26 protein-coding genes are annotated in these 23,998 nt (G+C 43.3%); 14 read left to right on the forward strand and 12 right to left on the reverse strand.

The genetic code is table 11. From position 1 onward, the window contains the following. Positions 1–70: 70 nt before the first annotated feature. On the forward strand, positions 71–331 hold the full coding sequence (gene rpsT, locus TQ33_RS06785; protein WP_046561384.1) for a 30S ribosomal protein S20: 261 nt from the start codon (positions 71–73) through the stop codon (positions 329–331). A gap of 110 nt (positions 332–441) precedes the next feature. On the opposite strand, the gene TQ33_RS06790 is transcribed toward rpsT, so the two are convergent. Beyond that, entirely contained in the window at positions 442–852 is a 411-nt protein-coding gene (locus tag TQ33_RS06790; RefSeq protein WP_046561385.1) for a MarR family winged helix-turn-helix transcriptional regulator, read from the reverse strand. A 203-nt stretch (positions 853–1,055) separates the two neighbouring features. On the opposite strand from TQ33_RS06790, the gene TQ33_RS06795 reads away from it, so the two are divergent. Then, positions 1,056–2,399: a DUF1329 domain-containing protein gene (locus TQ33_RS06795; protein ID WP_046562358.1), complete on the forward strand. Its 1,344-nt coding sequence runs from the start codon at positions 1,056–1,058 to the stop codon at positions 2,397–2,399. 97 nt (positions 2,400–2,496) lie between these two features. Then, entirely contained in the window at positions 2,497–3,033 is a 537-nt protein-coding gene (locus TQ33_RS06800; RefSeq protein WP_046561386.1) for a DsrE family protein, read from the forward strand. Between the two features lie 86 nt (positions 3,034–3,119). Here the strand turns inward: TQ33_RS06800 and cgtA are convergent, their stop codons facing one another. The 3 genes from cgtA to rplU form a co-directional block, all read right to left on the reverse strand. After that, positions 3,120–4,325 carry an Obg family GTPase CgtA gene (cgtA, locus tag TQ33_RS06805; RefSeq protein ID WP_046561387.1) on the reverse strand — a complete coding sequence of 402 codons (1,206 nt, stop codon included), beginning with the start codon at positions 4,323–4,325 and terminating at the stop codon, positions 3,120–3,122. Positions 4,326–4,449: 124 nt separating this feature from the next. After that, positions 4,450–4,704: a 50S ribosomal protein L27 gene (gene rpmA / locus TQ33_RS06810; RefSeq protein ID WP_046561388.1), complete on the reverse strand. Its 255-nt coding sequence runs from the start codon at positions 4,702–4,704 to the stop codon at positions 4,450–4,452. Positions 4,705–4,707: 3 nt separating this feature from the next. Further along, entirely contained in the window at positions 4,708–5,292 is a 585-nt protein-coding gene (rplU, locus tag TQ33_RS12210; RefSeq protein ID WP_046561389.1) for a 50S ribosomal protein L21, read from the reverse strand. Positions 5,293–5,686: 394 nt separating this feature from the next. On the opposite strand from rplU, the gene ispB reads away from it, so the two are divergent. Then, complete coding sequence (gene ispB / locus TQ33_RS06825; RefSeq protein WP_046561391.1) at positions 5,687–6,655, forward strand: octaprenyl diphosphate synthase; 969 nt, start codon at positions 5,687–5,689, stop codon at positions 6,653–6,655. A 258-nt stretch (positions 6,656–6,913) separates the two neighbouring features. Further along, positions 6,914–8,515, forward strand: coding sequence for a phosphoenolpyruvate carboxykinase (ATP) (gene pckA / locus TQ33_RS06830; protein ID WP_046561392.1), 1,602 nt, complete (start codon positions 6,914–6,916; stop codon positions 8,513–8,515). Positions 8,516–8,590: 75 nt separating this feature from the next. On the opposite strand, the gene TQ33_RS06835 is transcribed toward pckA, so the two are convergent. Together TQ33_RS06835 and TQ33_RS06840 are read right to left on the reverse strand one after the other, a co-directional pair. Further along, the gene (locus TQ33_RS06835; protein ID WP_052735229.1) at positions 8,591–9,499 is read right to left on the reverse strand and encodes a hypothetical protein; all 909 of its coding nucleotides are present in this window, start codon (positions 9,497–9,499) and stop codon (positions 8,591–8,593) included. Positions 9,500–9,502: 3 nt separating this feature from the next. Next, the gene (locus TQ33_RS06840; protein ID WP_228640059.1) at positions 9,503–11,233 is read right to left on the reverse strand and encodes a pentapeptide repeat-containing protein; all 1,731 of its coding nucleotides are present in this window, start codon (positions 11,231–11,233) and stop codon (positions 9,503–9,505) included. Between the two features lie 144 nt (positions 11,234–11,377). Between TQ33_RS06840 and TQ33_RS06845 the strand changes: the two genes are divergently transcribed. Continuing rightward, positions 11,378–11,743, forward strand: a complete 366-nt coding sequence (locus tag TQ33_RS06845; protein ID WP_046562361.1) for a carboxymuconolactone decarboxylase family protein — start codon at positions 11,378–11,380, stop codon at positions 11,741–11,743. On the opposite strand, the gene hda is transcribed toward TQ33_RS06845, so the two are convergent. The 3 genes from hda to TQ33_RS06860 are packed head-to-tail and all read right to left on the reverse strand — an operon-like array spanning position 11,740 to position 14,200. Next, positions 11,740–12,435, reverse strand: a complete 696-nt coding sequence (hda, locus tag TQ33_RS06850; RefSeq protein WP_046561393.1) for a DnaA regulatory inactivator Hda — start codon at positions 12,433–12,435, stop codon at positions 11,740–11,742. The two genes, TQ33_RS06845 and hda, sit on opposite strands and share 4 nt — an antisense overlap. A 17-nt stretch (positions 12,436–12,452) precedes the next feature. Next, on the reverse strand, positions 12,453–13,079 hold the full coding sequence (locus tag TQ33_RS06855; protein ID WP_046561394.1) for a CDP-alcohol phosphatidyltransferase family protein: 627 nt from the start codon (positions 13,077–13,079) through the stop codon (positions 12,453–12,455). Between the two features lie 23 nt (positions 13,080–13,102). Further along, the gene (locus TQ33_RS06860) at positions 13,103–14,200 is read right to left on the reverse strand and encodes a DUF2066 domain-containing protein (protein ID WP_052735230.1); all 1,098 of its coding nucleotides are present in this window, start codon (positions 14,198–14,200) and stop codon (positions 13,103–13,105) included. Positions 14,201–14,447: 247 nt separating this feature from the next. Between TQ33_RS06860 and TQ33_RS06865 the strand changes: the two genes are divergently transcribed. From TQ33_RS06865 to TQ33_RS06900, 8 genes are all read left to right on the forward strand, one after another. Beyond that, complete coding sequence (locus TQ33_RS06865) at positions 14,448–15,020, forward strand: hypoxanthine-guanine phosphoribosyltransferase (RefSeq protein ID WP_046561395.1); 573 nt, start codon at positions 14,448–14,450, stop codon at positions 15,018–15,020. Positions 15,021–15,210: 190 nt separating this feature from the next. After that, complete coding sequence (locus TQ33_RS06870) at positions 15,211–15,858, forward strand: OmpA family protein (RefSeq protein WP_144405995.1); 648 nt, start codon at positions 15,211–15,213, stop codon at positions 15,856–15,858. 187 nt (positions 15,859–16,045) lie between these two features. After that, entirely contained in the window at positions 16,046–17,083 is a 1,038-nt protein-coding gene (gene purM / locus TQ33_RS06875; RefSeq protein ID WP_046561397.1) for a phosphoribosylformylglycinamidine cyclo-ligase, read from the forward strand. A gap of 12 nt (positions 17,084–17,095) precedes the next feature. Then, positions 17,096–17,743, forward strand: coding sequence for a phosphoribosylglycinamide formyltransferase (gene purN, locus TQ33_RS06880; RefSeq protein ID WP_046561398.1), 648 nt, complete (start codon positions 17,096–17,098; stop codon positions 17,741–17,743). Next, positions 17,706–18,461, forward strand: coding sequence for a DUF3108 domain-containing protein (locus tag TQ33_RS06885; protein WP_046561399.1), 756 nt, complete (start codon positions 17,706–17,708; stop codon positions 18,459–18,461). Before purN ends, TQ33_RS06885 begins: the two co-directional genes overlap by 38 nt. Positions 18,462–18,486: 25 nt before the next feature. Then, on the forward strand, positions 18,487–18,897 hold the full coding sequence (locus tag TQ33_RS06890) for a hypothetical protein (protein ID WP_046561400.1): 411 nt from the start codon (positions 18,487–18,489) through the stop codon (positions 18,895–18,897). 86 nt (positions 18,898–18,983) lie between these two features. After that, positions 18,984–19,535 (forward strand): LemA family protein, encoded by a 552-nt coding sequence (locus TQ33_RS06895; protein WP_046561401.1) that lies wholly within the window; start codon positions 18,984–18,986, stop codon positions 19,533–19,535. Further along, entirely contained in the window at positions 19,536–21,290 is a 1,755-nt protein-coding gene (locus TQ33_RS06900) for a DUF2207 domain-containing protein (protein WP_046561402.1), read from the forward strand. 73 nt (positions 21,291–21,363) lie between these two features. On the opposite strand, the gene TQ33_RS06905 is transcribed toward TQ33_RS06900, so the two are convergent. The 3 genes from TQ33_RS06905 to apbC all read right to left on the reverse strand — a co-directional run bounded on the left by TQ33_RS06905 (position 21,364) and on the right by apbC (position 23,862). Continuing rightward, positions 21,364–21,951: an outer membrane beta-barrel protein gene (locus TQ33_RS06905; RefSeq protein WP_046561403.1), complete on the reverse strand. Its 588-nt coding sequence runs from the start codon at positions 21,949–21,951 to the stop codon at positions 21,364–21,366. An 89-nt stretch (positions 21,952–22,040) separates the two neighbouring features. Continuing rightward, a complete protein-coding gene (dcd, locus tag TQ33_RS06910) occupies positions 22,041–22,607 on the reverse strand; it encodes a dCTP deaminase (protein ID WP_046561404.1) in 567 nt (188 codons plus the stop codon). Positions 22,608–22,773: 166 nt separating this feature from the next. Then, positions 22,774–23,862: an iron-sulfur cluster carrier protein ApbC gene (gene apbC, locus TQ33_RS06915; RefSeq protein WP_046561405.1), complete on the reverse strand. Its 1,089-nt coding sequence runs from the start codon at positions 23,860–23,862 to the stop codon at positions 22,774–22,776. Positions 23,863–23,998: the final 136 nt, after the last annotated feature.

Genomic DNA, 23,998 nt, shown 5'->3' on the forward strand with positions numbered 1-23,998 from the left:
TTAAAACAGGTATATTTCGCGACCTTAAATTTGTGATTATTGTTTATTAACCAGTTGTTAGGAGTTCACCTTGGCTAACATTAAATCTGCCAAAAAACGTGCTCGTCAAGCTGAAGCTCGTCGCCAGCACAACGCTAGTCGCCGCTCAATGATGCGTAGCTACATTAAGAAAGTTATTTATGCCATTGATGCAGGCAACAAAAAAGACGCAGAAGCTGCGTTCGAACGTGCTGTATCTGTGATTGATAAAGCCGCTAATAAGGGCCTTATCCACAAGAATAAAGCTGCACGTCATAAGAGCCGTTTAAACGCTCGAGTTCAAGCACTTTAATTAGAGCTTGAAGTAGCACAGATTCTTGAAGCCGCTGCTGAAAAGTAGCGGCTTTTCTGTGCTTGATATGTAAGTTCTAATTTATTGAATTATCAGTAATTACTACTCTTCTAAAGAATAGTCTTTAAAGCTTTCGCCAATACATCGATATCGTTCTTATCCCTATCCTGTAATAACTCATCGATATACTTCTGTTGCTGTAACCTTAACGCCTCAAGCACTTGCTGACTTTTTCTCGTCGGTGCAACAAACACTACGCGTTGATCCGTTTTAGAGCGAGACTTGATGACATACCCTTGCTTTTCTAAGCCCTTAATCGTCCGTGTAATGGCCGGCGCACTAACCGCTTCTTGCTCAGCTAACTGATTAATGGTTTTTGGGCCTAAATTCACCAATTGCTTTAGAATGTCTAAGCGCTCTAAAGTAAGCCCAGTCGCTTTCTCGAACTTTTTGCTTTTATTATGGAAGTCATTAAGAATCTGGTAGAGCTTTTGGGCTGCATCTTGTTGATAATTAATCATTATTCTGTATTTTTTGGTTGTCTATCGAAATACCGCACTTTGGTTAACACTGGTTAACCATTAACCTGGCTAAAGTATCATATTTCCAAGCATAAGTTCTAGTATTGATTAAATTGTAAACTCTGGTTGTACCAGTTGACAGTGGCCGGCTTGTGTGTAAAATGCGCTCAATCTTAATTCTAGTGTATGTTATTGGATCCGTGATTATGAACAAAAGTATCATCATACCAATCATTCTTGCTGGTGTTTTCTCTACATCAGTTGAAGCAAAAGTAAGCCCTAAAGAAGCCGCGAAACTACATGTCGAACTGACCCCGATGGGTGCAGAGCGCGCAGGCAATAAAGAAGGAACTATTCCAGCTTGGAGCGGTGGTATTCAGCAAATTCCACAAGACTACAAGCCTGGCGAGCATCACGTTGATCCTTATGCTGATGAAGAACCGATGCTTACGATCACAGGAGAGAACTACCAGAATTACGCTGAGAAGTTATCTGAGGGACAAATTGCGATGTTAAAGCAATATCCTGATTATAAGTTGAAAGTCTATCCGACTCACCGTAGTGCATCTTTCCCTCAAAAAATCTATGATTTCAGTGTTAAGAATGCGACCTCTGCAGAATTAACACAAGATGGTGCAGGCCTTCGTAACGCAGCTGTTGGTGTACCCTTCCCTATTCCAGCTAACGGCCTAGAAGCTATCTGGAACCACCTTACTCGTTATCGTGGCGAAGCCATTAAGCGTGAATATGTACAGGTAAGCCCTCAAGTAGATGGTAGCTTCAATCCTGTTAAGTTCGAACAAGAATCTTTGCAGTATTACGCACAGGAACATCCTGAAAAGGAAAATTTCTTGTTCTTGTACAAGCAACGTATTACATCGCCTTCGAGCATGGCTGGTGAAGTTCTGCTGGTCCATGAAACATCAAACCAAGTGGTAGACCCACGTCGCGCTTGGCGCTATGACCCAGGTCGCCGTCGAGCCATGCGTACCCCTACAGTGGCTTACGATGCGCCAGCTTTAGCTTCTGACGGTTTATCAACCATCGACAACTTTGATATGTTCAGTGGCTCACCTGATCGCTATAACTGGACTTTAAAGGGCAAAAAAGAAATGTTTGTTCCTTACAATGCTTATCAGCTACACAGCGACCAACTTAGCTATGAAGACATTGTTAAACCAGGCCATATCAACCAAGACTATGCGCGCTACGAATTGCACCGTGTTTGGGTGGTTGAAGCGACATTAAAGGAAAATAAAGAAAACATTTATAGCCGTCGTACCTTCTACTTAGATGAAGACAGCTGGCAAGCACTATTGGTTGACCATTATGATGATAAAGGTGAGCTGTGGCGTGTCGCAGAAGCACATGCTCTAAACTACTACGAAGTGCCAGTGCTGTGGTCAACTTTAGACGTTATCCACGATTTACGCGCCAAGCGCTATATCGCTTTCGGCCTTGATAACCAAGAAGACATGTACGATTTCTCTGAGAGAATGAACTATCGTCAATTTACCGCCTCAGCGTTACGTCGCGAAGGTCGTTAATCGATGGTCTCGCTGTTATAGACTAAGCCACTCATAGAGTGGCTTTTTTTATGCACCTAATCTGCTAAGCTTCCTACAAACCAAAGCGGAGTTCACAATGCGCACACTACTACTGACCACGATTATTGTATTAACAAGTTTTTCATCATTTGGTAAAGAGAAGCCACTTTATGGACCAGCGATAGCCGACTACGGCCCTTACTTTAAAATCGAGAACCGTGATGTTGAAATCGTAAAAAATGAAACACTCAAAGTTGTATTTGATGTCACAAAAACGGATGACAATAAAGCCAGCCATAATCGTTATATCGAAAGTGTTGCACGTTACATGAACATGCATGCAGCCAATGGTGTTCCGGTCGAGAATATGGACATTGCTGTGGTGATGCATGGCGCTTCAACTAAAGACACCCTAAGCCATAAAGCCTATAAAGAGCGTCACGGCACAGATAACCCTAATAGTGAGCTGATAAAAGCTCTGACGAATAAAGGCGTAAAGTTCTATCTATGCGGACAGTCAGCAGCATTCAGTAAGATAGATAAGAATGAGTTAATGCCAGAAGTCAGCTTGGCTTTATCCGCCATGACAATGTTAGTGACATTACAGCAGGACGGCTATGCTTTACTGCCTTAAAAAGAACTATAATTACTGGGCTATGTTGATCTTACCCACAAAAAAGCCGCAAAAAGCGGCTTTTTTAATTCAGTTTTGACCAACGATTATTTTTGGTCATCAGGCACTTGATTAGGATCGACATAGACCACTTCCACGCCATCGTCTTCAAAATCTTCAACCCACTCAGGCTCCAAACCATCAAAGGAACCCTGCTCAGCCTCATCCATCGAGCCAGGATCTGGCCAGTGGAAGTCTTCTTGAGTCTTTTCAGCAGTAAACTTACGGATTTGTGGATGCTCGATTAAATAGTCCATAATCGAGTTACAAATCTCTCGAGTACCCTCCTTCTTAATCGCAGACATTTTAAAAACAGGACCGTCCCAATCAAGGCGCTCCAGAACATCATTCATCTTTTCCTGATTATCTTCGTCACTCATTAAATCAGTCTTGTTGAAAATCAACCAGACCGGCTTATCCTTAAGTGAAATATCTTTACTCTCGCTGTATTTATAAAGCTCGTTCATGATGCCATTAAAGTTTTCAACGGGATCTGACTCGTCATAAGGCATTAAATCAACGATATGTAGCAAGATTCGGGTACGCGCTAAATGACGTAAGAAGCGTATCCCTAGACCAGCGCCCTCTGCTGCACCCTCAATTACACCAGGGATATCAGCAACCACGAAGCTCGATTCCGTATCAATACGAACAACACCCAAATTTGGAATTAACGTCGTAAACGGGTAGCCAGCGACCTTCGGCTTAGCAGAAGACACCGCACGAATAAAAGTCGACTTGCCCGCATTAGGTAACCCCAGCAGTCCAACATCAGCCAGTACTTTTAGCTCCATACGCAATTCACGCATTTCGCCTGGTGTACCGTGCGTTGCTTTACGAGGAGCGCGGTTGATCGAGCTTTTAAAGCGAGTATTGCCTAAACCGTGAAAACCACCTTTAGCCACCAGAAGCTTCTCACCAGGTTTAGTTAGATCACCCACGATCTCACCAGTCTCTTTATCAGTGATTTGAGTGCCTATAGGGGCTTTCAAGATGAGATCCTCACCTTTAGAGCCGGTCATGTTGCGGCCTTGGCCATTTTCGCCACGGGTCGCCTGATAGAAGCGAACATAACGATAATCGACTAAAGTGTTCATCTCTTCATCAGCAACAATATAGACGTTACCGCCATCGCCACCATCGCCACCGTCAGGCCCACCTCGGGCAACATATTTCTCACGACGGAAGCTCACGATACCGTTACCGCCATCGCCTGCTTTTACTTTTATTGCTACTTCATCTACAAATTTCATAGTTCTATTGTGCCATAGAAGGACTAGTATTCACCAAATATCCTAACTGAATATCTGGTCATCAGCTATACAATACAAAAAAGCCCCAGCAAAGGCTGAGGCTTTTTCTTAAACTCAAGCTTGATTAAGCTTCGATAGAAACAAAACGACGTTTGTCTTTACCTTTAACTTCAAACTTAACTTTACCATCAACTTTTGCAAAAATTGTATGGTCACGACCAAGACCAACACCGTTACCAGCGTGGAACTTAGTACCACGTTGACGAACGATAATGCTACCCGCGCTTACTTCTTCACCACCAAAGCGTTTAACACCAAGGCGTTTACTTTCGGAATCGCGGCCGTTACGAGTACTACCACCAGCTTTCTTATGAGCCATCGTTTACTCTCCTTTCATCAATTCTTTAGCTTGGTCAATCCAGTTTTCACGCTCGATACGACCTTTAAAGCTTAATTCTTCGTCAAAGTGCGCTACATCTTCAGCAGTCCACTCAGCGATTTGTTTAAATGTAGTGATTCCAGCTTCGTTCAATTTTTTAACGATAACTGGACCTACGCCTGATAATTGAGTTAAATCATCACCGTCTGTTTTTGCTGCAGCTTTCTTCGCTGGAGCTTTTTTAGCTTCTGCTTTCTTAGCAGGCTTTTTAGCGCCATCAAGAGCAATACCGTTGATTTTCACTTCCGTGAACCACTGACGATGACCTTGACGCTTCATGTGATGCTTACGACGCTTGAACTTAATGATGTTCACTTTCTTAGCACGACCGTGGTTAACAACTTCACCTGATACCACAGCACCAGAAACAACTGGTGTACCTAAAGTAACGTTATCGCCGTCAGCGACCATTAAAACGTCTTCAAAATCGATTGTTGCACCAGTTTCCGCCTCGATCTTCTCAAGACGCACTACCTGGCCTTCTTTTACGCGGTGTTGCTTACCACCACTTTTAATTACTGCGTACATATTGATTCTCCGGTTATAGACCCTCTTATATATCTCAACAAGAAGGTTAATATGTATTGCTCAATGGCTTTCATATTTGAGGGCGCGAATTTTAAGCGAAAACCACCTGCAAAGCAAGGCTTTAAGGCCAAAAAAGGAGGAAACGACTGTTTTACCCTGAATTTAGGCCTTTTAGCCAAAAGTCTCGCGCCTCAAGAGCTTCCGACGGGTCACGAATGCCTGAAAAATATCACTAGAAAAGCTTGACCCGAAGGCCTCCCCTAACTAGGATTGCCAAGCAATTATTTTAAAGCAGTTGGCAGTTTCAGCGTGACCCAAGTCTTAGGATTTACGATCTTAACACTTTTTTACCGTCACATTGAACGGCAATTGTCGATAAATTATAAGGTAGACAATGACTCTGGACGATATCCGTGCCTTGGTAGAAGCTGACTTCGAGGCCACTAACCAAATGATTTTAGACCGCCTCAAGTCTGATGTGGTTTTGGTTGATCAAGTGGGACACTATATTGTTGCTGCAGGCGGCAAGAGACTGCGCCCCATGCTCGTTCTTTTAGCTGCAAAATCATTAGGTTACGAAGGTTATGACCACGCCAAGCTAGCGGCTGTCATAGAGCTTATTCACACCTCCACTTTACTTCATGATGACGTCGTGGACGAGTCCAGCATGCGACGTGGCCGTGAAACCGCCAACGAACTGTTTGGCAATCAAGCGTCTGTCTTAGTCGGCGATTTCCTATACAGCCGCTCGTTCCAGATGATGGTCGAAGTCAACAATATGAAAGTATTGAACATTTTAGCCGACACCACCAATGAGGTGGCTGCTGGCGAAGTGTTACAGCTGATGAACATCAACGATCCCAAAGTCAGTGAAGACTCATACTACCAAGTTATTGAGCGCAAGACCGCAATCCTTTTTGCCGCAGCAACTCAGCTAGGCGCAGTACTGTGTGGCGCATCGGAGCAAGTTGAAAAAGGATTACGCCAATATGGACTACAATTAGGCATTGCTTTTCAGCTTATCGATGATGCGCTTGACTATGCGGCCAACGCTGAAGACATGGGAAAGAATGTGGGCGATGACCTTGCCGAAGGCAAACCAACGCTTCCATTAATCTATGCCTTAACTCAGTCTAACGATTCCGACCAAGCAGTCATCCGCAAAGCTATCGAGCAAGGCGGTTTGGACGATCTGGAGCAAGTCCTGAGCATTGTAAAGGCAACTAATGCCATCGAATACACATATCAAGCTGCTGAAAAGGCCGTTAAAAAAGCTATTGACGCATTAACGCCATTGCCTAATACCGAATTCAAAACCGCTTTAGTGGAGCTTGCCAAGTTGTCCCTTTCAAGAAACGGCTAACTTCCCTTAACATCCCCGATAAAGCCCTAATTTCGCTAAGAATTCAGGGCTTATGTCATTAGAAAAATTATCTATCATCGGGATATGAGCGCTTAAAATTCGAGACATTCGAAAAAACCATCGAAATATTGCAAATAAGTTTCATTTAACCTCGCCAGTACCCAATTTTTTTGGCATAATTACGTGCAATTTTCAAATAGCAAATTGTTATTAAACTATTGCAGCGCAAAGCCAAACTTTGCAAACGAGGAGTACCACATGTCGCGCGATGTTGACTTGAGCCAATATGGCATCCATTCAGTCCACGAAATCGTTTACAACCCTTCCTACGACACACTTTACGAAGAAGAAACCCGAGATGACATTAGCGGCTATGAGCGCGGCACTGTCACCAATATGGGTGCAGTAACGGTCGATACAGGCATTTTCACGGGCCGTTCTCCAAAAGATAAGTATATCGTTGAAGATGATATTACTCGCGATACTGTTTGGTGGTCTAAGAACGGTGTTAACGATAATAAACCGATTACTCCTGCTGTTTGGGATGATTTAAAAGGAACGGTCACAGAACAGTTGTCTGGGAGCCGCCTATTCGTCGTAGATACCTTCTGTGGTGCAAACGAGGACACTCGTCTTAAAGTTCGCTTCATTACTCAGGTCGCTTGGCAAGCGCACTTCGTGAAGAACATGTTTATCCGCCCTAGCGATGAAGAGCTTAAAGATTTTGAGCCAGACTTTGTCGTCATGAACGGCTCTAAAGCCGTGAATGACAAGTGGCAAGAGCATGGCTTGAATTCAGAAAACTTCGTGGCCTTCAACTTAACTGAAAAAATTCAGCTGATAGGCGGCACATGGTACGGCGGAGAAATGAAAAAAGGCATGTTCTCAATGATGAACTACCTACTTCCGCTAAAAGGCATTGCTTCAATGCATTGTTCAGCAAACGTCGGTAAAGACGGCGATGTTGCGATTTTCTTCGGCCTATCTGGCACCGGTAAAACAACCTTATCAACAGACCCTAAGCGCGCACTCATCGGTGATGACGAACACGGCTGGGATGACAACGGTGTGTTTAACTTTGAGGGCGGTTGTTATGCTAAAACAATTAACCTGTCAGAAGATAATGAGCCCGATATCTATCGTGCTATTCGACGCGACGCATTGCTAGAAAATGTCGTTGTTGATAAGAAAGGTAATATCGACTTTGATGATAATAGCAAAACAGAAAACACACGTGTTTCCTATCCGATTTATCACATCGACAATATCGTCAAGCCAGTGTCTAAAGCTGGTCACGCCAACAAGGTTATTTTCCTAAGCGCTGACGCATTTGGTGTTTTGCCGCCTGTGGCTAAGCTAACGCCAGAGCAAACGCAGTATTACTTCCTTTCAGGATTTACCGCTAAATTAGCCGGTACTGAGCGTGGTGTTACTGAACCAACACCAACCTTCTCATCCTGCTTTGGTGAAGCCTTCTTAAGCTTACACCCAACACAGTATGCAGAAGTCCTAGAGAAGCGCGTAAGAGCATCTGGCGCTGAGGTATACTTGGTGAATACAGGCTGGAACGGCTCAGGTAAACGAATTTCAATTAAAGACACTCGCGGTATTATCGATGCCATCATGGATGGTTCTATCGAACAGTGTGAGTTTGCGAACTTGCCATACTTTAATTTAGCCATTCCAACGGAACTGAATGGTGTCGATACAGGTATTTTAAATCCTAGAGACACTTACAAAGATCCAAGCCAATGGGAAGTTAAAGCAAAAGAGTTAGCCTCTATGTTCATCAAAAACTTCAACCGTTTTGCTGACAACGAAGCAGCTCAAGAGTTAATCAAAGCAGGTCCAAAGGTTTAATCTTGATTAACTAATACTGGAAATCGAAAAAGCCGCTAAAAAGCGGCTTTTTTGTATCTGGTGTATTTACTCGAATTATTCAGATCGATTATAAACAATCGTCACAGTCTTCTTATCAGGACTTAAGGCAAGCCGAGTAATACCTGACACGCCTAACTCTCCAAGATCAGCCAGCTCCTTGGTCGTAGCAGCATCAACAAGTAATAACTTCGAGTCTTGCCCCACCACCACGTGGGTTTGGTCTAACCAAGTATAATCCTGCACACCTTCAGGAAGCTTGATATTAGCGGAAGTTAAGTCCCCTTCATCATTTAGCGTATACAGGTGATGAATCCCCTCTTCTTCAATGGTAAAGGTTACCAAGTCAGTGGCTACGGCTTCGAAACAACGCCCTATATTTTCGGCAAGAACACGCGGTTGCTCATTGGACTCCGTATCAAGAATCTGTAGCGTCATAATGTCACCAAGTACAAACACGCCGGCTTTGGTAGAGTTTAACCAGCCATAATACCCAACCGGCTCAATGTCTTCGCGTAAAACCTTTTGTTCTTGGTTAACAGTGCTCACTAGCCTCAAGTGCTGCTGCCCTTTTGGATTAACCGCTACAACTGAGATATAGCCTTCCGAAAATGGTGTCGCGGAATACTCACTAATATCATCCGTCTGGGTTACGTTAGTAAAGGAAGCGTCCGACAGTTGGTATTTGAAAATATCAGTTTGTTGGCCTTCACCTGACTTCTTATCAAGCATACGCGTAAAATACAAAACATCACCCTTTGGGCCAAACTTGGGTTGGTTGTCATAACCATCCCGCTCGGTAACATGCGTTGGTTCTAAAGACACATACTTTCCGTTAGGGCCGTCCATTAGCGGTAAAATCATAATGTCTTGCGACTGCGAAGAAGCGACCTGAGTAAAGCCAAGAGCTGACAAAAACCCACAAGCCAAAGAGAACTGTTTTAACAAATTAGGCAACCGCTGCATTATTCACTGTTCCTCTAACGTGTTCGTTGAGCTATAACACACGATCGTGTCGCCAGCTTGCTTATCGCCAACAGCCTTTTTCAGGGCTAAACGATGCTCTTTAAAGTTAAACGGCGCGTCAGACTGAATGGCATAGTGGCGTACATTCTCGGAAACAAGTACCTGCCCAGAATCAGCCATGCCCTCTAGGCGTGCCGCAAAGTTAATGGCATCACCCTCAATATCAAGCTGCTCAGTAATTTCATTGTGTGTGATCTTAACTTCACCAATGTCTAAGCCAATACGCAGCGAGAACCCCGCTCCAGCCAATACTCGTTGCATCATCGCAGCACAATGTAGCGACTGCTCAACCGACTGGAATGTCGCTCTCAATGAATCACCTTCCATATTAGGATAACTGGCGTTCCATTTCTTAAGTACGGGCTTTAACAAACCTCTGAACAAGGATAATTTGTCGGTTCGTTCATCTTCGTTCCAGTTAGAAAAACCTTTTAGATCGGTAAATAGTACAGCTAAACGACGAGTTTTAGCATCACTATCTATTTCCGACAGTTCCAACAGCTTTGGCCAGTACTTATCTTTAATCGCCTGAAGTGATTCACGAATTTCAAACTGAAGTTTTCGCTCTGACTGCAAACTAATTTGAATAGACTGAAGCTTATCCGCTTCTTGTTGTAAGCTACTTTCAAGCACGGATGGATTCAAACCGCCCGTATCCTCTACCACTAATATTGCTCTCGTATCGCCAGGCTCATTTCGAATATCACGAATCCGTAACTTACAGCCCCAGTAGCTCGCTTCGAGATGCTCAATCAAAAACGGCAAAGTCGCCAAGTCTTGATAAGACAGCATTCGCTGGTAACGAAGGGTAAAAGTAATTTTGTCAGAGAATAACTTCTCAAACTGATTAGGCGAATAATGAGTAAAGTCTCGACCGCGCTGATCCCAACTTGCATGAGAGCACTCAATGTTGCGAATAGACCAACCGTTAGTTTGAACTTGCCACAGCTTACTAGAACTTAATTTGGCGCCATCAAGATTGGCTTTTGATAAATTCGCACTGCGCAGATCAGCGCCCTGCAAATTTACTTTAGACAAGTTAAAGCCCGCTAAATTTTGCGAGGATAAGTTAACATTACTTAAGTTAGCATTCTTAAATGTAACGCCATCAATATTACAGTTTGAAAGGTCAACATCCGATAAATCGGCGCCATTCAGGTTAGTATCACGAAGGTTAACTCGCTCCATTTTGGTGCCGATTAATTTGGCACCGTGCATATCCAACCCTTCAAGGTTTTGTCCCCGCAAATCAGCACCACTCAAATTGGCTTCACGCAAATCCTGACCTCTAAGATCATGATCGCGTAAATCAACGTTGGACAAGTCCGTACGATGACAAATTGCCGTCAGCAAATTGGCATGCAGTAAGTTAGCATGACTCATGTTTGCTTGCTTTAGATTGGCGGCAATTAATTTAGCATTAGAAAGGTTACAGTAACAAAGATTAGCATCGGTCAAATTACTTGCAATTAATACAGAATTCTTCAAATCTGCATAGGCGATGTTCGCTCCAACAAAGCTGGCCTCCGACAAATCACAATCCGACAAGTCGAGTCCTCGTAGATCCAATCCATCTAAAATAATTTCTTCTTTTGCATTGTCCTTGCGCCACTTATTCCAAACATCGGCGCCTTGAACTAAAATTTTATAGAGTTCTTCTTTTGCGTCACTCATACGAGCAATTTTCCTCATAGCTCTCCCAGACCACCCCCTTTTATACCATAGAAAACCCACTGAAAACAGTTTCCAGCATGGCTTTTACTTGTGCTTATAAACCAAGTTTGTACAATGACTTTTTTAGGTTTTGGATGAATGAATATGTCTGACAAGAATCTCCACCCTTTTGAACAGTTTCGCGCCGAGCGTGAAGCGGGAAATGAAAAAGCTTTAGATACTGATAGTTTGTTGATTAAGCGTTTTTTTGGGCTCGATAAAACAGCCTATGGTGAAGGACAGCTTGATAGTAAAACCAAAGAACTTCTTGGCCTCGTCGCCTCGATGGTTTTACGTTGCAATGACTGTATTGATTACCACTTAGAGCAATCGGTCAAACAAGGCTGGAATAAAGAGCAGTTGGATGAAGCCATGGGCGTGGCGATGTTAGTCGGTGGTTCTATTGTTATTCCACATTTACGCCATGCGAAAACAAGTCTAGAATTTTTATTCGAAGAAGCAAACAGCTAAAGTTCTAAAACCTGCTTGACGAATGGAATCGTTAAGCGTCGTTGTGCTTGTAAAGATGCTTGGTCCAGGGTTTCTAACATCCCCAAAAGGTAAGGTAAGTCTCTTTGCTGGCGAGATAGTAAAAAAATAGCCACTTCTTCTGTTAGCTCTAAACCTCGTTCTTCGGCTTTCTTTTGAATTAACAACCGCTTATCTACATCAGAGAGCGGTTGAATTGCATGAATTAACATGGCACTCAAGCGCGATTTCAAATCTGCTAAACCTACCTTAAGTTGCTGCGGAGCTTCCATACCAGCAATAATAAAGGTCTTATTTTGTTCCTTAAGCTGGTTATAGAGATTAAATAACGCAGTCTCCCACGCTTTATCCCCTAAACAGCGTTCTAGTCCATCAATACAAACAGCGTCAAATCCGGCTAACCCCTCAACCATATCAGGAACCAGTTGCATATTATCAAGTGGGATATAAGCGATTAAGGCTTGCGGCAGACACTCAGAATAGCGCTGCGCAAAAGCTTGCAAAAGATGGCTACGCCCAGTGCCAGTTTCACCATATAAATAAACAAACTCAGACTCACCCTCTGCTACTTTCTCCAGCATAGATACCAATTGGGCGTTATCGTCACCACCGGTCACAAAGTTGCCGAAAGTGGCGTCAGCTTTAATTTCAATATCGAGAGGAAGTTGTTGCATGATGATCAGTTCCTGAATCAGCTTTTCTCAACGGCTTTTCCTGCAGCTTTACCTGATACTTCGTCATTACTTTGAACCTGTGACTTGAGTGAGCTTCGACTGTCACGAGTTCGGTAATGACAAATACCTAACCAGGTATAGTGCAGACCGCTAATAATGCAGGTCAAGATAACTGATATTTCTAATACTTCTAATAATTGAACAGGTAAAGCAAACCATGCCAGATGCACCAACACTAGCAACACTAAAAGTATCATAAGTGCCGTGTTCCATTTGGAAATCAATGATGGACGCATTTCATAAGGCTCGACCAAATAATGATAGGCCGTCGCTCCACCCACAATAAAAATATCGCGCCCAGTAGAAATCCATAATAGCGACCAAGACAACTGTCCTTTCATAACCAACAGTAAAATGGCCACAAATAATAAGATTTTATCTGCCAAGGGATCGGTTATAGAACCAAAACGACTTTGCCAATTAAAACGCTTGGCCAAAAGCCCATCTAGGCCATCTGAGACACCAGCAATAAGAAATATAACCAATGCAGTGACATATTCCTGCTGCCACATAAAATACGCGAACGGTACGATAAGCACCACTCGCATAACGGTTATAATGTTTGGAATTGTATTTAAACCCATGTTTTTATTAACTTATTTTTATATTAAGGCTGGCCCCAAACAAAGTGGAAGTCGCCTCTTAACTGCTCATTAGTCGTGTCGTAACCACCAAAACTAGGTTCAGACCGCTGCAGATTATTCCCTAATTTTATCGCTTCGATCAAGTTTTGTGGAGAAGTAAGTGATTCTACCTTAAAAAGGACTCTGTCATTCGACACTTCAACTGCGCTTGCCGAGCGAACCATGCCTAATGAATTTAGGAATGTTTGTGCTTTCGCGAATGATTCAAAATCCTGAATATTTTCAATCGAAATCAAAACCTCTTGTGCTTGTTCCGACAACACTACAGCGAGTTTGGAAGCTAAAGCATCAGCAATACGGTTCACCGCACCTTGAATCGCTTCATAAGCTGACAACCCACTTGTAGTAAAGGTTTGAGTTTGCCCATAAAGATTCACTTTCCAAGTAGCTTGCCACTGATTAGAGCCTTCTGACAAGCTTGCTGCAACCCAATAGTCGCTGCCATAACGCTTACTCGCGGCTTCAACAGGCGCTTCAAAGCGCCCCCAAACATCAGCAACCTCAAGTGCCGACTGGTCATCAATATCCATCAGAGGCAAAGAGACTGGTAGTCCACGGCTTTGAGCCGCAATATCCAAAGCAGCTACAATTGATCGGGTCTGATCGCTTGCTATTCGACGCTCTCCACCATTATCTAATGCGATCCAAAAAATGCCTGACGGTCTATCTTCGCCCCATATAGGCAATGACGCGGATTTCAGCAAGTTAACGATCGACTGTTGATCAAAGGTTGCTTTCAGCAACAACGGCTTTTCATAAATCATCTGTTCAGCAGCTGATAAACGCTGATACGAATAGCGACGGAGATAACTTTCAGCGTCTGATAAAGCCGACTGAATAGCTGGCGCTCGCACCACATCTTTACTACCGCTGGCTCGAATCAGGACTTGCTGAAGGCTGTTTTTAATAGCTTGAGTTCGAGCTGATGTTGCCTGACTGTCTACTGGCCAAGTGGCGGTATATAAATTACTTAACTTTTCAGCTTTAGCAGGCATAGCCACTAAGCATGCTATAAATGTCACGCTGGCCACGAATAATAGCTGTAAGCGAGAATATGTCATATCCCTTATCCTAGCGGTTTTGCTCTTTGATTGGCGGGGCTAATTATTTGAAATAGTGGGTAAAACTAGCCAACAAGCCCGAATTTACCGGCTATTTTATCAGCTTTTAGGTTTGACGCTAGGCCATGCTAGTCGATCTTTAAATTTATTACGCTTTCTTTACTCATAAATTAACCGTCGAAGCTTAAGCATGGGTTGTTTATACTAGCCCCATGACACTACATCACCAAGACACCTAATAAATACCGTGAACCAAAAAGAAACACTAAACCTTAATTTAGAAACCGAAGTTGACCTGATCATCAGTGAAGCCAAGATTGACCAAACTATCGAAGCACTGGCAAAGCAGCTGAATGATTATTTCAAGCAACCAGAATTTAGCAATCAGCCGATTATTGCTTACTGTGTAATGAACGGAGGACTCTATTTCTCCGGTCAGTTACTGCGTTATTTGAGCTTCCCTCTGCAGTTGAGTTACCTGCACGCTTCGCGCTATGGCAACAACACCAGTGGCTCAGAGCTCAACTGGACTGTTCGTCCAAACAAAGAACAAATCGAAGGTCATCATGTGATATTACTGGATGACATTTTTGATCAAGGGTTAACGCTAGAAGCCATTGATAATGAATGCCGAAAGCTTGGTGCCACCAGCGTTCACTCCGTCGTGTTAACTGATAAGCTACATGATATAAAGCCTGATAGCGGATTTAAGCCTAACTTTGTTGGATTAGAAGTTGAAAATCGCTATATCTTTGGTTGTGGAATGGATTACCAGGGCTTATACCGAAACCTGCCTGCCATTTATGCTTTGAAGCCCTAACTTCTTGAAATTGTGTAAATTCAGAGGGGTGTTTTGTGGCCTGCGTCACAGTTAACCTTTTGTTACCACATAATTTTCACGGTCAATTGATATAGTAAGTTCAATTCAGTTTGCATTCACTTAATTTTTTTATAATGCAATCAAACTTTGGGGAAACACGAGGATATTACCAATGAAGAAATTTACCTCTATGAAGAAAACATTTGTTACAGCTTCGCTGGCAGCACTAGTTGCATCAGGCTGTACCGTACTAGACCCATACACGGGCGAAGAAAAGACCAGTAAAGCAGTAAAATATGGTGCTGTTGGCGCCGTAGTTTGTGGCTTAATTGGCGCGACAGAAAACAGTAAGCACGCTCGTAACGCAGCCCTTGGTTGTGGTGCTATCGGTGCTGGTGTTGGTGCTTACATGGACCATCAAGAAGCTGAGCTTCGTGAAGAATTAGCCGGCACAGGCGTTGGTGTTCAGCGTAACGGCGATAAAATTCAATTAATTATGCCAGGCGACATTACCTTCGACACTGACCGCCATGACGTCAGTGCAGACTTCTACCCAGTATTAGACTCTGTCGCTAAGGTTCTATACAAATATGTTGATACAGACCTTGAAGTAGCAGGCTTTACAGACTCTGTGGGCTCAGACGCATACAACCAAACATTATCTGAAAAGCGTGCTTCAAGTGTAGCAAGTTATTTACGTCAGCGTGAAATTCAAGCAGGTCGCTTACACGTTAAAGGTTTCGGTGAGCGTTACCCTATCGCTTCAAATGAAAACGCAAGCGGGCGTTCAAAGAACCGTCGAGTTGAATTAACGATCATTCCTCAAGAACCCCGTTAATTCAGACATACTAAGCAATCACTGAAAAAGTCTGGCGACTACCCCTGTAAAACCAGACTTTCTCCCCCTTAAAAGCGGCTTCGGCCGCTTTTTTTATGTATCTTTCTTCTTATCTGGCTTTCTATAGCCGCCCGCTTCTAGTAAAATTGCGACTTTACTCTACAGTCATTAGTTTTTAGGAAATTCAATGAGCGACAAAAAGTCTCTAAGTTACAAAGATGCGGGTGTTGATATCGATGCTGGAAATGCCTTGGTTGACCGCATTAAAGACGTTTGTAAAAAAACTCACCGCCCAGAAGTATTAGGTAATATCGGCGGGTTTGGCGCTCTTTTTGATCTACCGCGTGGATATGAAGAGCCAGCGTTAGTAGCCGGAACTGATGGCGTAGGAACAAAATTACGCTTGGCATTAGACTTGAATAAACATGACACGGTGGGTATCGATCTTGTCGCTATGTGCGTTAATGATCTTATCGTTCAAGGCGCAGAGCCACTGTTTTTCTTAGATTATTATGCTACAGGCAAGCTTGATGTCGACGTCGCCGCAGATGTTGTTACCGGCATTGCTGAGGGTTGCCAGCAGTCTGGCTGCTCACTCATCGGTGGCGAAACTGCTGAGATGCCAGGCATGTACGAAGGTGACGATTACGATTTAGCCGGCTTTTGTGTGGGAATCGTTGATAAGAAAAAAATCATCGATGGTAGTAATGTTAAATCTGGCGACGTGTTACTAGGTTTAGCTTCTAGCGGCCCTCACTCTAATGGTTATTCGCTTATCCGCAAAATCCTTGAAGTTAGTGGCGCTGATGTAAACCAAGAGTTCGACAACGGCAAGACATTGGGCGAAACCTTGTTAGAGCCAACTAAAATTTATGTAAAACCACTGCTTCGCCTCTTCAAAGAAGTTGAGATTAAAGCTCTATCACACATTACTGGCGGTGGTTTACAAGAAAACTTGCCTCGCGTTTTACCAAAGCAAGCCAAAGCAGTGGTGAATACCAATGCTTGGAGCTTACCTAAAGTCTTCCAATGGTTACAGCAAGAAGGTAATGTCGACCGTTTAGAAATGTATCGCACCTTTAATTGTGGTATTGGAATGATCTTGGTGGTCAGCCAAGACAATGCTGAAAGAGCAAAAGACATGCTGGAATCGATGGGCGAAACGGTTTATAACGTCGGCCATATCGAATCACGTGAAGACGGCGAAGACTCAGTCATTCTATAACGGTAAACTCCATTGGCAGCCCAAAACACTAGCTCGATTGACGTTAAGCGGATTGTTGTCTTAATTTCAGGTAGCGGTTCAAACATGCAAGCCTTAATTGACGCCATTGAGCTGGGCGCCATTAATGGTCAAATTGTCGGCGTCATCAGCAATAAGCCTGACGTTCAAGGTCTTGCTCGAGCAGCTCACGCCAATATCCCTTCAGTGGTTATCGACCATCGCCAATTTGATGGTCGTGAACCTTTTGAAGCTGAACTATCTAAAACCATTGATGAGTTTAAACCTGACTTGATTGTGCTGGCTGGATTTATGCGTATCTTAAATTCAGAGTTCGTTCAGCCATACGAAGGTAAGATGCTCAATATACACCCTTCTCTATTACCTAAATACAAAGGCTTGCATACACACAGGCGAGCATTAGAGAATGGTGACAAGGAACATGGTGTCAGCGTTCACTTTGTCACTGCCGAACTTGATGGTGGCCCAGTGATCGCTCAACGAACAGTTAAGGTGGAAGACAGTGATACTGAGCAAATTTTACAGCAGAAAGTACAAAGGCAAGAGCATCAGCTCTATCCAGAAGTGGTCGCGCGATTCTGCAATGACCGACTCAGCTACCAAAATGGCAAAGCCTATTTGGATGGAAAGCCCATTCAATAACCGCTTTTACTCGCTTAGTAGCTTATTACTCTTTGTAATTGCACTACTCATCGCTCCATCAGGACAAGCGCAAGAATCCCCTTCGGCACTAATACCCTATTCAATTAAATACCAAGTAATACACGACGATGACGACGTGGGCATGGCTTCACGCCAGCTTACTCAGCTCAGCAATGGCCAATGGCAAATTTCGATGGAATCCGACATTAGCTATTACTTTTTGTCCGACAAGCGCCAAGAAACCAGTCGATTCGCATTAGATGAAGATGGACAGATTTTGCCTCTGGTCTATCAGCGTAACTCAGAAACGAGCTTACGATCGGATACGACTTTGCTGCAAAATTTTGATTGGGACAACTTAATTGAACAAGGTTCTTATAAAGATGATCAGTGGACTCAACCCTTAAAGCTTGGTTACTTGGATCAGCTAACCCAAATCACTCTAGTTCGCGAACATTTGCTGACTCAAAAGCCTGTCCCTGCGATTGATATTAGTTATCGAGGCAGTATCCGCCACCATGAATTCAAGGTTATTGGACAAGAGGTCATAAAAACGGGCAAAGGCGACGTTATGACTGCTAAAGTTCAACTGAACGAAAAGAAACGAGATCGCCAAACCAACTTCTGGTTTGCTTTAGAACACAATATGCTACCCGTACAAGTACAACGAATAAAAGAAGGTGAAGAACAAGCAAAACTGATTGCCACTGACTGGTAAAAGATAGCTTTAGAAGGAGACAATAATGAAGAATAGCATCACTCTCACCTTAGGAACCTTACTTTTTGCATCACTAACTCATGCCAACACCTATGACCGCGATGCATTAACCATCGATAAAAGTGTCAACCAAGACTTAGAGTTCCAGTTCCCCAATGACAATAACATTTACCCAGAGGTTAGTGACTTTGAAGTGGTGAATTACGTCACCATGAGCAACGAGTACGGTGAGCGCAAAGTCACGATCACGTTACACAACAGTTCAACAGGCAACCGTATTTTTGTCAGTGATCAAGTCATGGCGCTTTATGCGAATGGTAAAAGAGTAACTCCTTACGAAGAAAAAGTGAGCTTCAAAGGTAAAGAAACTCAAACGCTCACGCTAACCTTCAACAGCAGTAAATACCCTATTCTTAAAGTCTACACTCGAAACTAAAGCGACATAACAACGGCGGCTGCTATAATTGAAATCAGTCGCCTATCACTTTATTATCTAGGTGACTACTTTAGGGAAGCATCTAGATGACAATAACGATAATCATACTCGTCGTAATAGCGCTATGGGCTCTATGGACTTACAACACAATTATTACACTGAAAAATCAAGTGAGCTCGGCGTGGAGTGATATTGACGTACAGCTGACTCGTCGCCACGACCTTATTCCACAACTGGTCAAAACGGTTCAAACCTATAAGAATTACGAACAGGAAACTCTAGAGCTTACGACCCTGCTTCGTAGGGCGGAAGATAACAACTCCCCTTCATCACAAGAGTCTTTGGAAGCTAAGATAAACCAGAAGCTTGATAAACTTATCCTGCTTCAAGAAGCCTATCCTGAGCTCAAAGCAAACAACTCTTTTCTAGAACTAATGAAGGCGCTAGCTGATACCGAAGACAAACTCCAATACGCCCGCCGCTACTACAACGGCAGCGTAAAAGTCTATAACACCAAACTCCAGCAAGTACCCGACAACCTTATCGCCAGCCTGTTTCGCTTTAAAGAAGCAGAGTTTTTTACATTGAAATCACCTGAAATGGCGAAAGCAGTCACCGTTGATTTAAAGGATTCATAGATGACCCGAGTCTTTAATCAAATACTTATCCTTTTTATCATGGCCGCCTTTACATGCTGCATAAAGGCTGATGAACGAATTTTAAATTTTGACAGTGTTATAGATGTTCACGCAGACTCGACACTCACCGTCACTGAAACGATTATCGTCAAAGCTGAAGGTGTAAACATACGCCGAGGTATTTACCGCGAGTTCCCTACGAATTATCAAGATAAATTTGGTAATAACTATCAAGTAACTTTTGATATTGACTCGGTAACTCAAGATGGCCGAGATGTAGATTGGTCCACTAGAGATTTACGAAACGGTGTGCGCTTGTACATTGGCGACCCTGATAAATACCTCAAAGAAGGCGTATATACCTATAGAATTAAATACAACACCAATAATCAGTTAGGTTTTTATGACGATGTTGACCAGCTCTACTGGAACGTCACGGGGAATGACTGGAAATTCAAAATACTTAACGCCTCGGTTACCGTCAACTTTCCATCAGAAATCCCCAAGGAAACCATAAAGCACCAAGCTTTCACCGGTTATTACGGCAGTAACGATAGCCACGTCCAGTTGACGTCTTTGAGTAAAACTAGCATCAGCTTAGAAACAACTAGAGTCCTACTACCAAGCCAAGGCCTTACAATCCAAATAGGACTACCTAAAGGTTATATCTCAGCACCAAGCGGAATTGAACTATTACTCAGAGTTCTTTCACAAAATAGACACCTCATTATTTTCTTACTAGGAACGCTGTTTACTTTCGCATATTACTACTACGTCTGGTCGAAACACGGTCGCGATCCAAAGCCCGGCATCATTATTCCGCTTTACGATCCACCAAAGAAGGAGTCTCCAGCAGCAATGCGCTACATTCTTAACAATGGTTATGACTCCAAGACCTTCACAACGGGCTTATTATCTCTTGCCGTTAAAGGCTACATCACAATCCAAGAATTAGATGACGACAACTATGTCATCAGAAGACATAAAAAGAATTCATTCGTAAAATTCTCAGCAGGCGAGTCAAGTTTAGAGAAAGCTTTATTTAATGAAAGCCATGAGGTTAGTACAAAGTCATCTACCAATAAAGAAGCTTTTAGAGCAGCGATGGTGGCACACAAAAAATCATTGGCTTCAGACTATAAGTCCACCTATTTTAAGATTAATGGGCAATATATCGCTTGGGGATTAGCCTTGTCCGCGGCCACTATTCTACTGGGTATTAACTTTAAGCATCCTTTCGCCTCTATCCCAATATCGTTTATCGTAACCGGCGGAATCCTCATGCTAATGAATATCGTCTTTGGAATATTACTTAAAGCCCCAACGGCTATCGGTAGGCAGTTTATGGATAAAGCCGAAGGCCTAAAACATTACTTAACAATTGCGGAAACTGATGCCTTGAGAAGCCGTTACCCACTCGATAAAACTCCGCAAACATTTGAACGTTATTTGCCCTACGCCTTCGCGCTTGATATTGAAAAAACATGGGGTGACATGTTCAATGATGTTTTATCACCACAATTACAGCCAGAAGCAAAAGACACTGCAAAAACAGACATGATTCCAACATGGTACCTCGCTTCCTCAACAACTGGATTTGGCATAGGCAACCTAACTCACAGCCTTTCCGATAGTTTCTCTGCGACAGTATCTTCCGCAGCAGCACCACCTAACTCAAGTTCAAGCAGTGGCTTTTCTGGAGGCGGAGGCTTCTCTGGTGGTGGCGGAGGCGGCGGCGGAGGTGGCGGCTGGTAAGCTCACCTTTAAACTTAATTGCAAAGCAAAAAAAAGCAGCCGAAGCTGCTTTTTTCATGAAACTAAAAACTACTTAGAAGTCGAAACGAGCTTCTAGAGCATAGATGTTGACATCACTCTCAAACTTACCTTCTAAACCAATTGAGAAAGTATCAGTAAAGAAATAACGACCTTCAAGGTTTAAGAACGTTAGTGAGTCATCAAAATCCATATGTTGAACCGATGCACCCCATTCAAAGTTATCCGTCGCCATTCCACGGAAACCTAGTACCGCGTTAGCAGCGTTGTCATCTTCCGAAGATGTAAAGCCACCAAAAGTTGCTTCAACATCAGAGCGTGCATAACCCAACTCGGCGATGAAATCTGTATTAGCAGAAACTGCGGTGTTGAAACCAAAGTTTACGGTTGTTAGATCCATGTCTAAATCAATTCCAGCTTCTTCACCACTTTGCTTCGTTGCATCAAGCTTTAAGTACCAGTTCTTGGCTAAATCAAAAGACAAGCCACCGCTGATACCATCTAAATCAACGTCAGAGCCGCCGTCTACGTCAAATTGAGACTGAGCCCAGCCGATGCTTGCGTTGTTATAAGATACGTCTTTCGCTGCTACGCTGCCCGCAAAAGTTGCGGCAACTACAGCTGTCATTAGCTTAAATTTCATATTATTTTCTCCATCAATTAACTGACCAATTCAGTAGCTGCCATTATGGTGAGGCTACATGAATGAAAACTGAACTAAGAAACAAAAGTTTATGTTTTTGGCAATGTGACGCCACGCTGTCCTTGGTACTTTCCACCGCGATCTTTATATGACGTTTCACACACCTCATCTGACTCATAGAACAGCATTTGTGCTACGCCTTCATTAGCATAAATTTTTGCTGGTAGTGGTGTTGTATTCGAGAACTCAAGCGTGACGTGCCCTTCCCACTCAGGCTCTAGCGGCGTAACGTTAACGATGATGCCGCAACGCGCGTAAGTCGATTTACCTAAACATACCGTCAAAACGCTACGCGGAATACGGAAGTACTCAACAGTACTCGCTAGAGCAAATGAATTCGGGGGAATGATGCAGACATCGCTCTTAACGTCCACAAAGCTATTCTCATCAAAGTTCTTTGGATCAACTACGCTCGAATGAACGTTGGTGAAAATCTTAAAATGATCCGAGCAACGAACGTCGTAACCATAGCTAGATGTGCCATAAGACACGATCTTTTGATCATTAATATGACGAACCTGGCCTGGCTCATACGGGTCAATCATCCCCTCATTCTCCGCCATGCGACGGATCCATTTATCTGATTTTATGCTCATAATCTATCTACTCTATTTTTAGTCTTTATTCTTTACTGTAATTAAAAATGTGAATTTTTGCTGCTAGAACGCGAAAGCGACGCACACAGAGCAGGAGTGTATGTGAAATACATGACTGCTCGAGTACGGAAAGCTGACAAAGTTATAGCGCAAAAAGGCCATTTTCCTAAGTATTTTCAATACTAATGCTAGGAAAACTCGCCTTAAAATCTTTCGCTTCCAACGACAGCTTCGCCGCCATACGTTGTGCGATATCGACATAACGCTTAGTCACATCTGATTCTGGCTCTTTAACCACCGTCGGCTCGCCAGCATCCGTCTGTTCACGAATGTTAAGCGATAGCGGTAAGCTACCCAGCAATTCCACACCAATTTCTTGTGCTAAGGTCTCGCCGCCACCCTGTCCAAAAATATGCTCTTCGTGGCCACAGTTTGAACAGGTATGCATGGCCATATTTTCTACCACACCTAACACCGGAACGGAAACTTTATTAAACATGGTCACGGCTTTTCGTGCATCAGCCAGAGCAATATCTTGTGGCGTGGTCACGACTACAGCAGCTGTTACTGGTATTTTTTGCGCCATTGTCAACTGTATATCGCCTGTTCCTGGCGGCAAGTCAATAATCAAGTAATCGAGGTCTTTCCACTGGGTATCGTTGATCAACTGCTGCAAGGCTCCGCTCGCCATAGGTCCGCGCCATACCATCGCTTGTTCAGGTTTGACTAGGTAACCAATCGACATAGACTGAAGGCCATGGCTCTCAATCGGTAGTATCGATTTTTTATCGATGGTTTCTGGGTTCTTACCTTGCATACCCAACATGATCGGCATGCTAGGCCCATAAATATCTGCATCAAGAATGCCCACATTGGCGCCTAACGCACTCAGAGCTAGAGCTAAATTGACCGATGTCGTGGATTTACCAACGCCCCCCTTGCCTGAAGCCACAGCGATAATGTTCTTCACATTAGGCATCGCCTGAACTTTTGCCGGATGAACGTGCGCATCCACACGCCAGCTGATGTCGATCTCTATATCAATTGAGCTATCTTTCTCACTCAAAAACTGTGTCAAGTCTGTTTCAAGCTGCTTTGCGTACTCTCCCAAAGGAAAACCAAGCTTTAATGAAATATGGGCTATGTCTCCCTTAATCTCTATATTTTTCAGAACCTTAGCGTCGACCAAGTCCTCTTTAAGAAATGGGTCTCGATACTCGGAGAGGTATTCGCGGATCTGCTCTTCAGTCACCATAAAGTCGCAACGATTAGAATTTTGAATAATTGAGTCAAAGTCTAAGTCTTTTGGGGCATAAAACCAAGGATTAAGGCCAATTAGTTAATGAAAAATCTGCATAAAACCAGTAAGATTCACCGCTATAACTGTAATT

Origin of the sequence: Kangiella geojedonensis, assembly GCF_000981765.1 — a bacterium.
Taxonomy (GTDB): Bacteria; Pseudomonadota; Gammaproteobacteria; order Enterobacterales; family Kangiellaceae; genus Kangiella; species Kangiella geojedonensis.

What these genes read in the sequence shown, in the direction of transcription:
- TQ33_RS06790 (WP_046561385.1), bottom strand. Translation starts at nt 852, where the DNA reads ATGATTAATTATCAACAAGATGCAGCCCAAAAGCTCTACCAGATTCTT.
- TQ33_RS06800 (WP_046561386.1), top strand. Translation starts at nt 2,497, where the DNA reads ATGCGCACACTACTACTGACCACGATTATTGTATTAACAAGTTTTTCA.
- cgtA (WP_046561387.1), bottom strand. Translation starts at nt 4,325, where the DNA reads ATGAAATTTGTAGATGAAGTAGCAATAAAAGTAAAAGCAGGCGATGGC.
- rpmA (WP_046561388.1), bottom strand. Translation starts at nt 4,704, where the DNA reads ATGGCTCATAAGAAAGCTGGTGGTAGTACTCGTAACGGCCGCGATTCC.
- rplU (WP_046561389.1), bottom strand. Translation starts at nt 5,292, where the DNA reads ATGTACGCAGTAATTAAAAGTGGTGGTAAGCAACACCGCGTAAAAGAA.
- ispB (WP_046561391.1), top strand. Translation starts at nt 5,687, where the DNA reads ATGACTCTGGACGATATCCGTGCCTTGGTAGAAGCTGACTTCGAGGCC.
- pckA (WP_046561392.1), top strand. Translation starts at nt 6,914, where the DNA reads ATGTCGCGCGATGTTGACTTGAGCCAATATGGCATCCATTCAGTCCAC.
- TQ33_RS06835 (WP_052735229.1), bottom strand. Translation starts at nt 9,499, where the DNA reads ATGCAGCGGTTGCCTAATTTGTTAAAACAGTTCTCTTTGGCTTGTGGG.
- TQ33_RS06840 (WP_228640059.1), bottom strand. Translation starts at nt 11,233, where the DNA reads ATGAGTGACGCAAAAGAAGAACTCTATAAAATTTTAGTTCAAGGCGCC.
- TQ33_RS06845 (WP_046562361.1), top strand. Translation starts at nt 11,378, where the DNA reads ATGTCTGACAAGAATCTCCACCCTTTTGAACAGTTTCGCGCCGAGCGT.
- hda (WP_046561393.1), bottom strand. Translation starts at nt 12,435, where the DNA reads ATGCAACAACTTCCTCTCGATATTGAAATTAAAGCTGACGCCACTTTC.
- TQ33_RS06855 (WP_046561394.1), bottom strand. Translation starts at nt 13,079, where the DNA reads ATGGGTTTAAATACAATTCCAAACATTATAACCGTTATGCGAGTGGTG.
- TQ33_RS06860 (WP_052735230.1), bottom strand. Translation starts at nt 14,200, where the DNA reads ATGACATATTCTCGCTTACAGCTATTATTCGTGGCCAGCGTGACATTT.
- TQ33_RS06870 (WP_144405995.1), top strand. Translation starts at nt 15,211, where the DNA reads ATGAAGAAAACATTTGTTACAGCTTCGCTGGCAGCACTAGTTGCATCA.
- purM (WP_046561397.1), top strand. Translation starts at nt 16,046, where the DNA reads ATGAGCGACAAAAAGTCTCTAAGTTACAAAGATGCGGGTGTTGATATC.
- TQ33_RS06885 (WP_046561399.1), top strand. Translation starts at nt 17,706, where the DNA reads ATGGCAAAGCCTATTTGGATGGAAAGCCCATTCAATAACCGCTTTTAC.
- TQ33_RS06890 (WP_046561400.1), top strand. Translation starts at nt 18,487, where the DNA reads ATGAAGAATAGCATCACTCTCACCTTAGGAACCTTACTTTTTGCATCA.
- TQ33_RS06895 (WP_046561401.1), top strand. Translation starts at nt 18,984, where the DNA reads ATGACAATAACGATAATCATACTCGTCGTAATAGCGCTATGGGCTCTA.
- TQ33_RS06900 (WP_046561402.1), top strand. Translation starts at nt 19,536, where the DNA reads ATGACCCGAGTCTTTAATCAAATACTTATCCTTTTTATCATGGCCGCC.
- TQ33_RS06905 (WP_046561403.1), bottom strand. Translation starts at nt 21,951, where the DNA reads ATGAAATTTAAGCTAATGACAGCTGTAGTTGCCGCAACTTTTGCGGGC.
- dcd (WP_046561404.1), bottom strand. Translation starts at nt 22,607, where the DNA reads ATGAGCATAAAATCAGATAAATGGATCCGTCGCATGGCGGAGAATGAG.
- apbC (WP_046561405.1), bottom strand. Translation starts at nt 23,862, where the DNA reads ATGGTGACTGAAGAGCAGATCCGCGAATACCTCTCCGAGTATCGAGAC.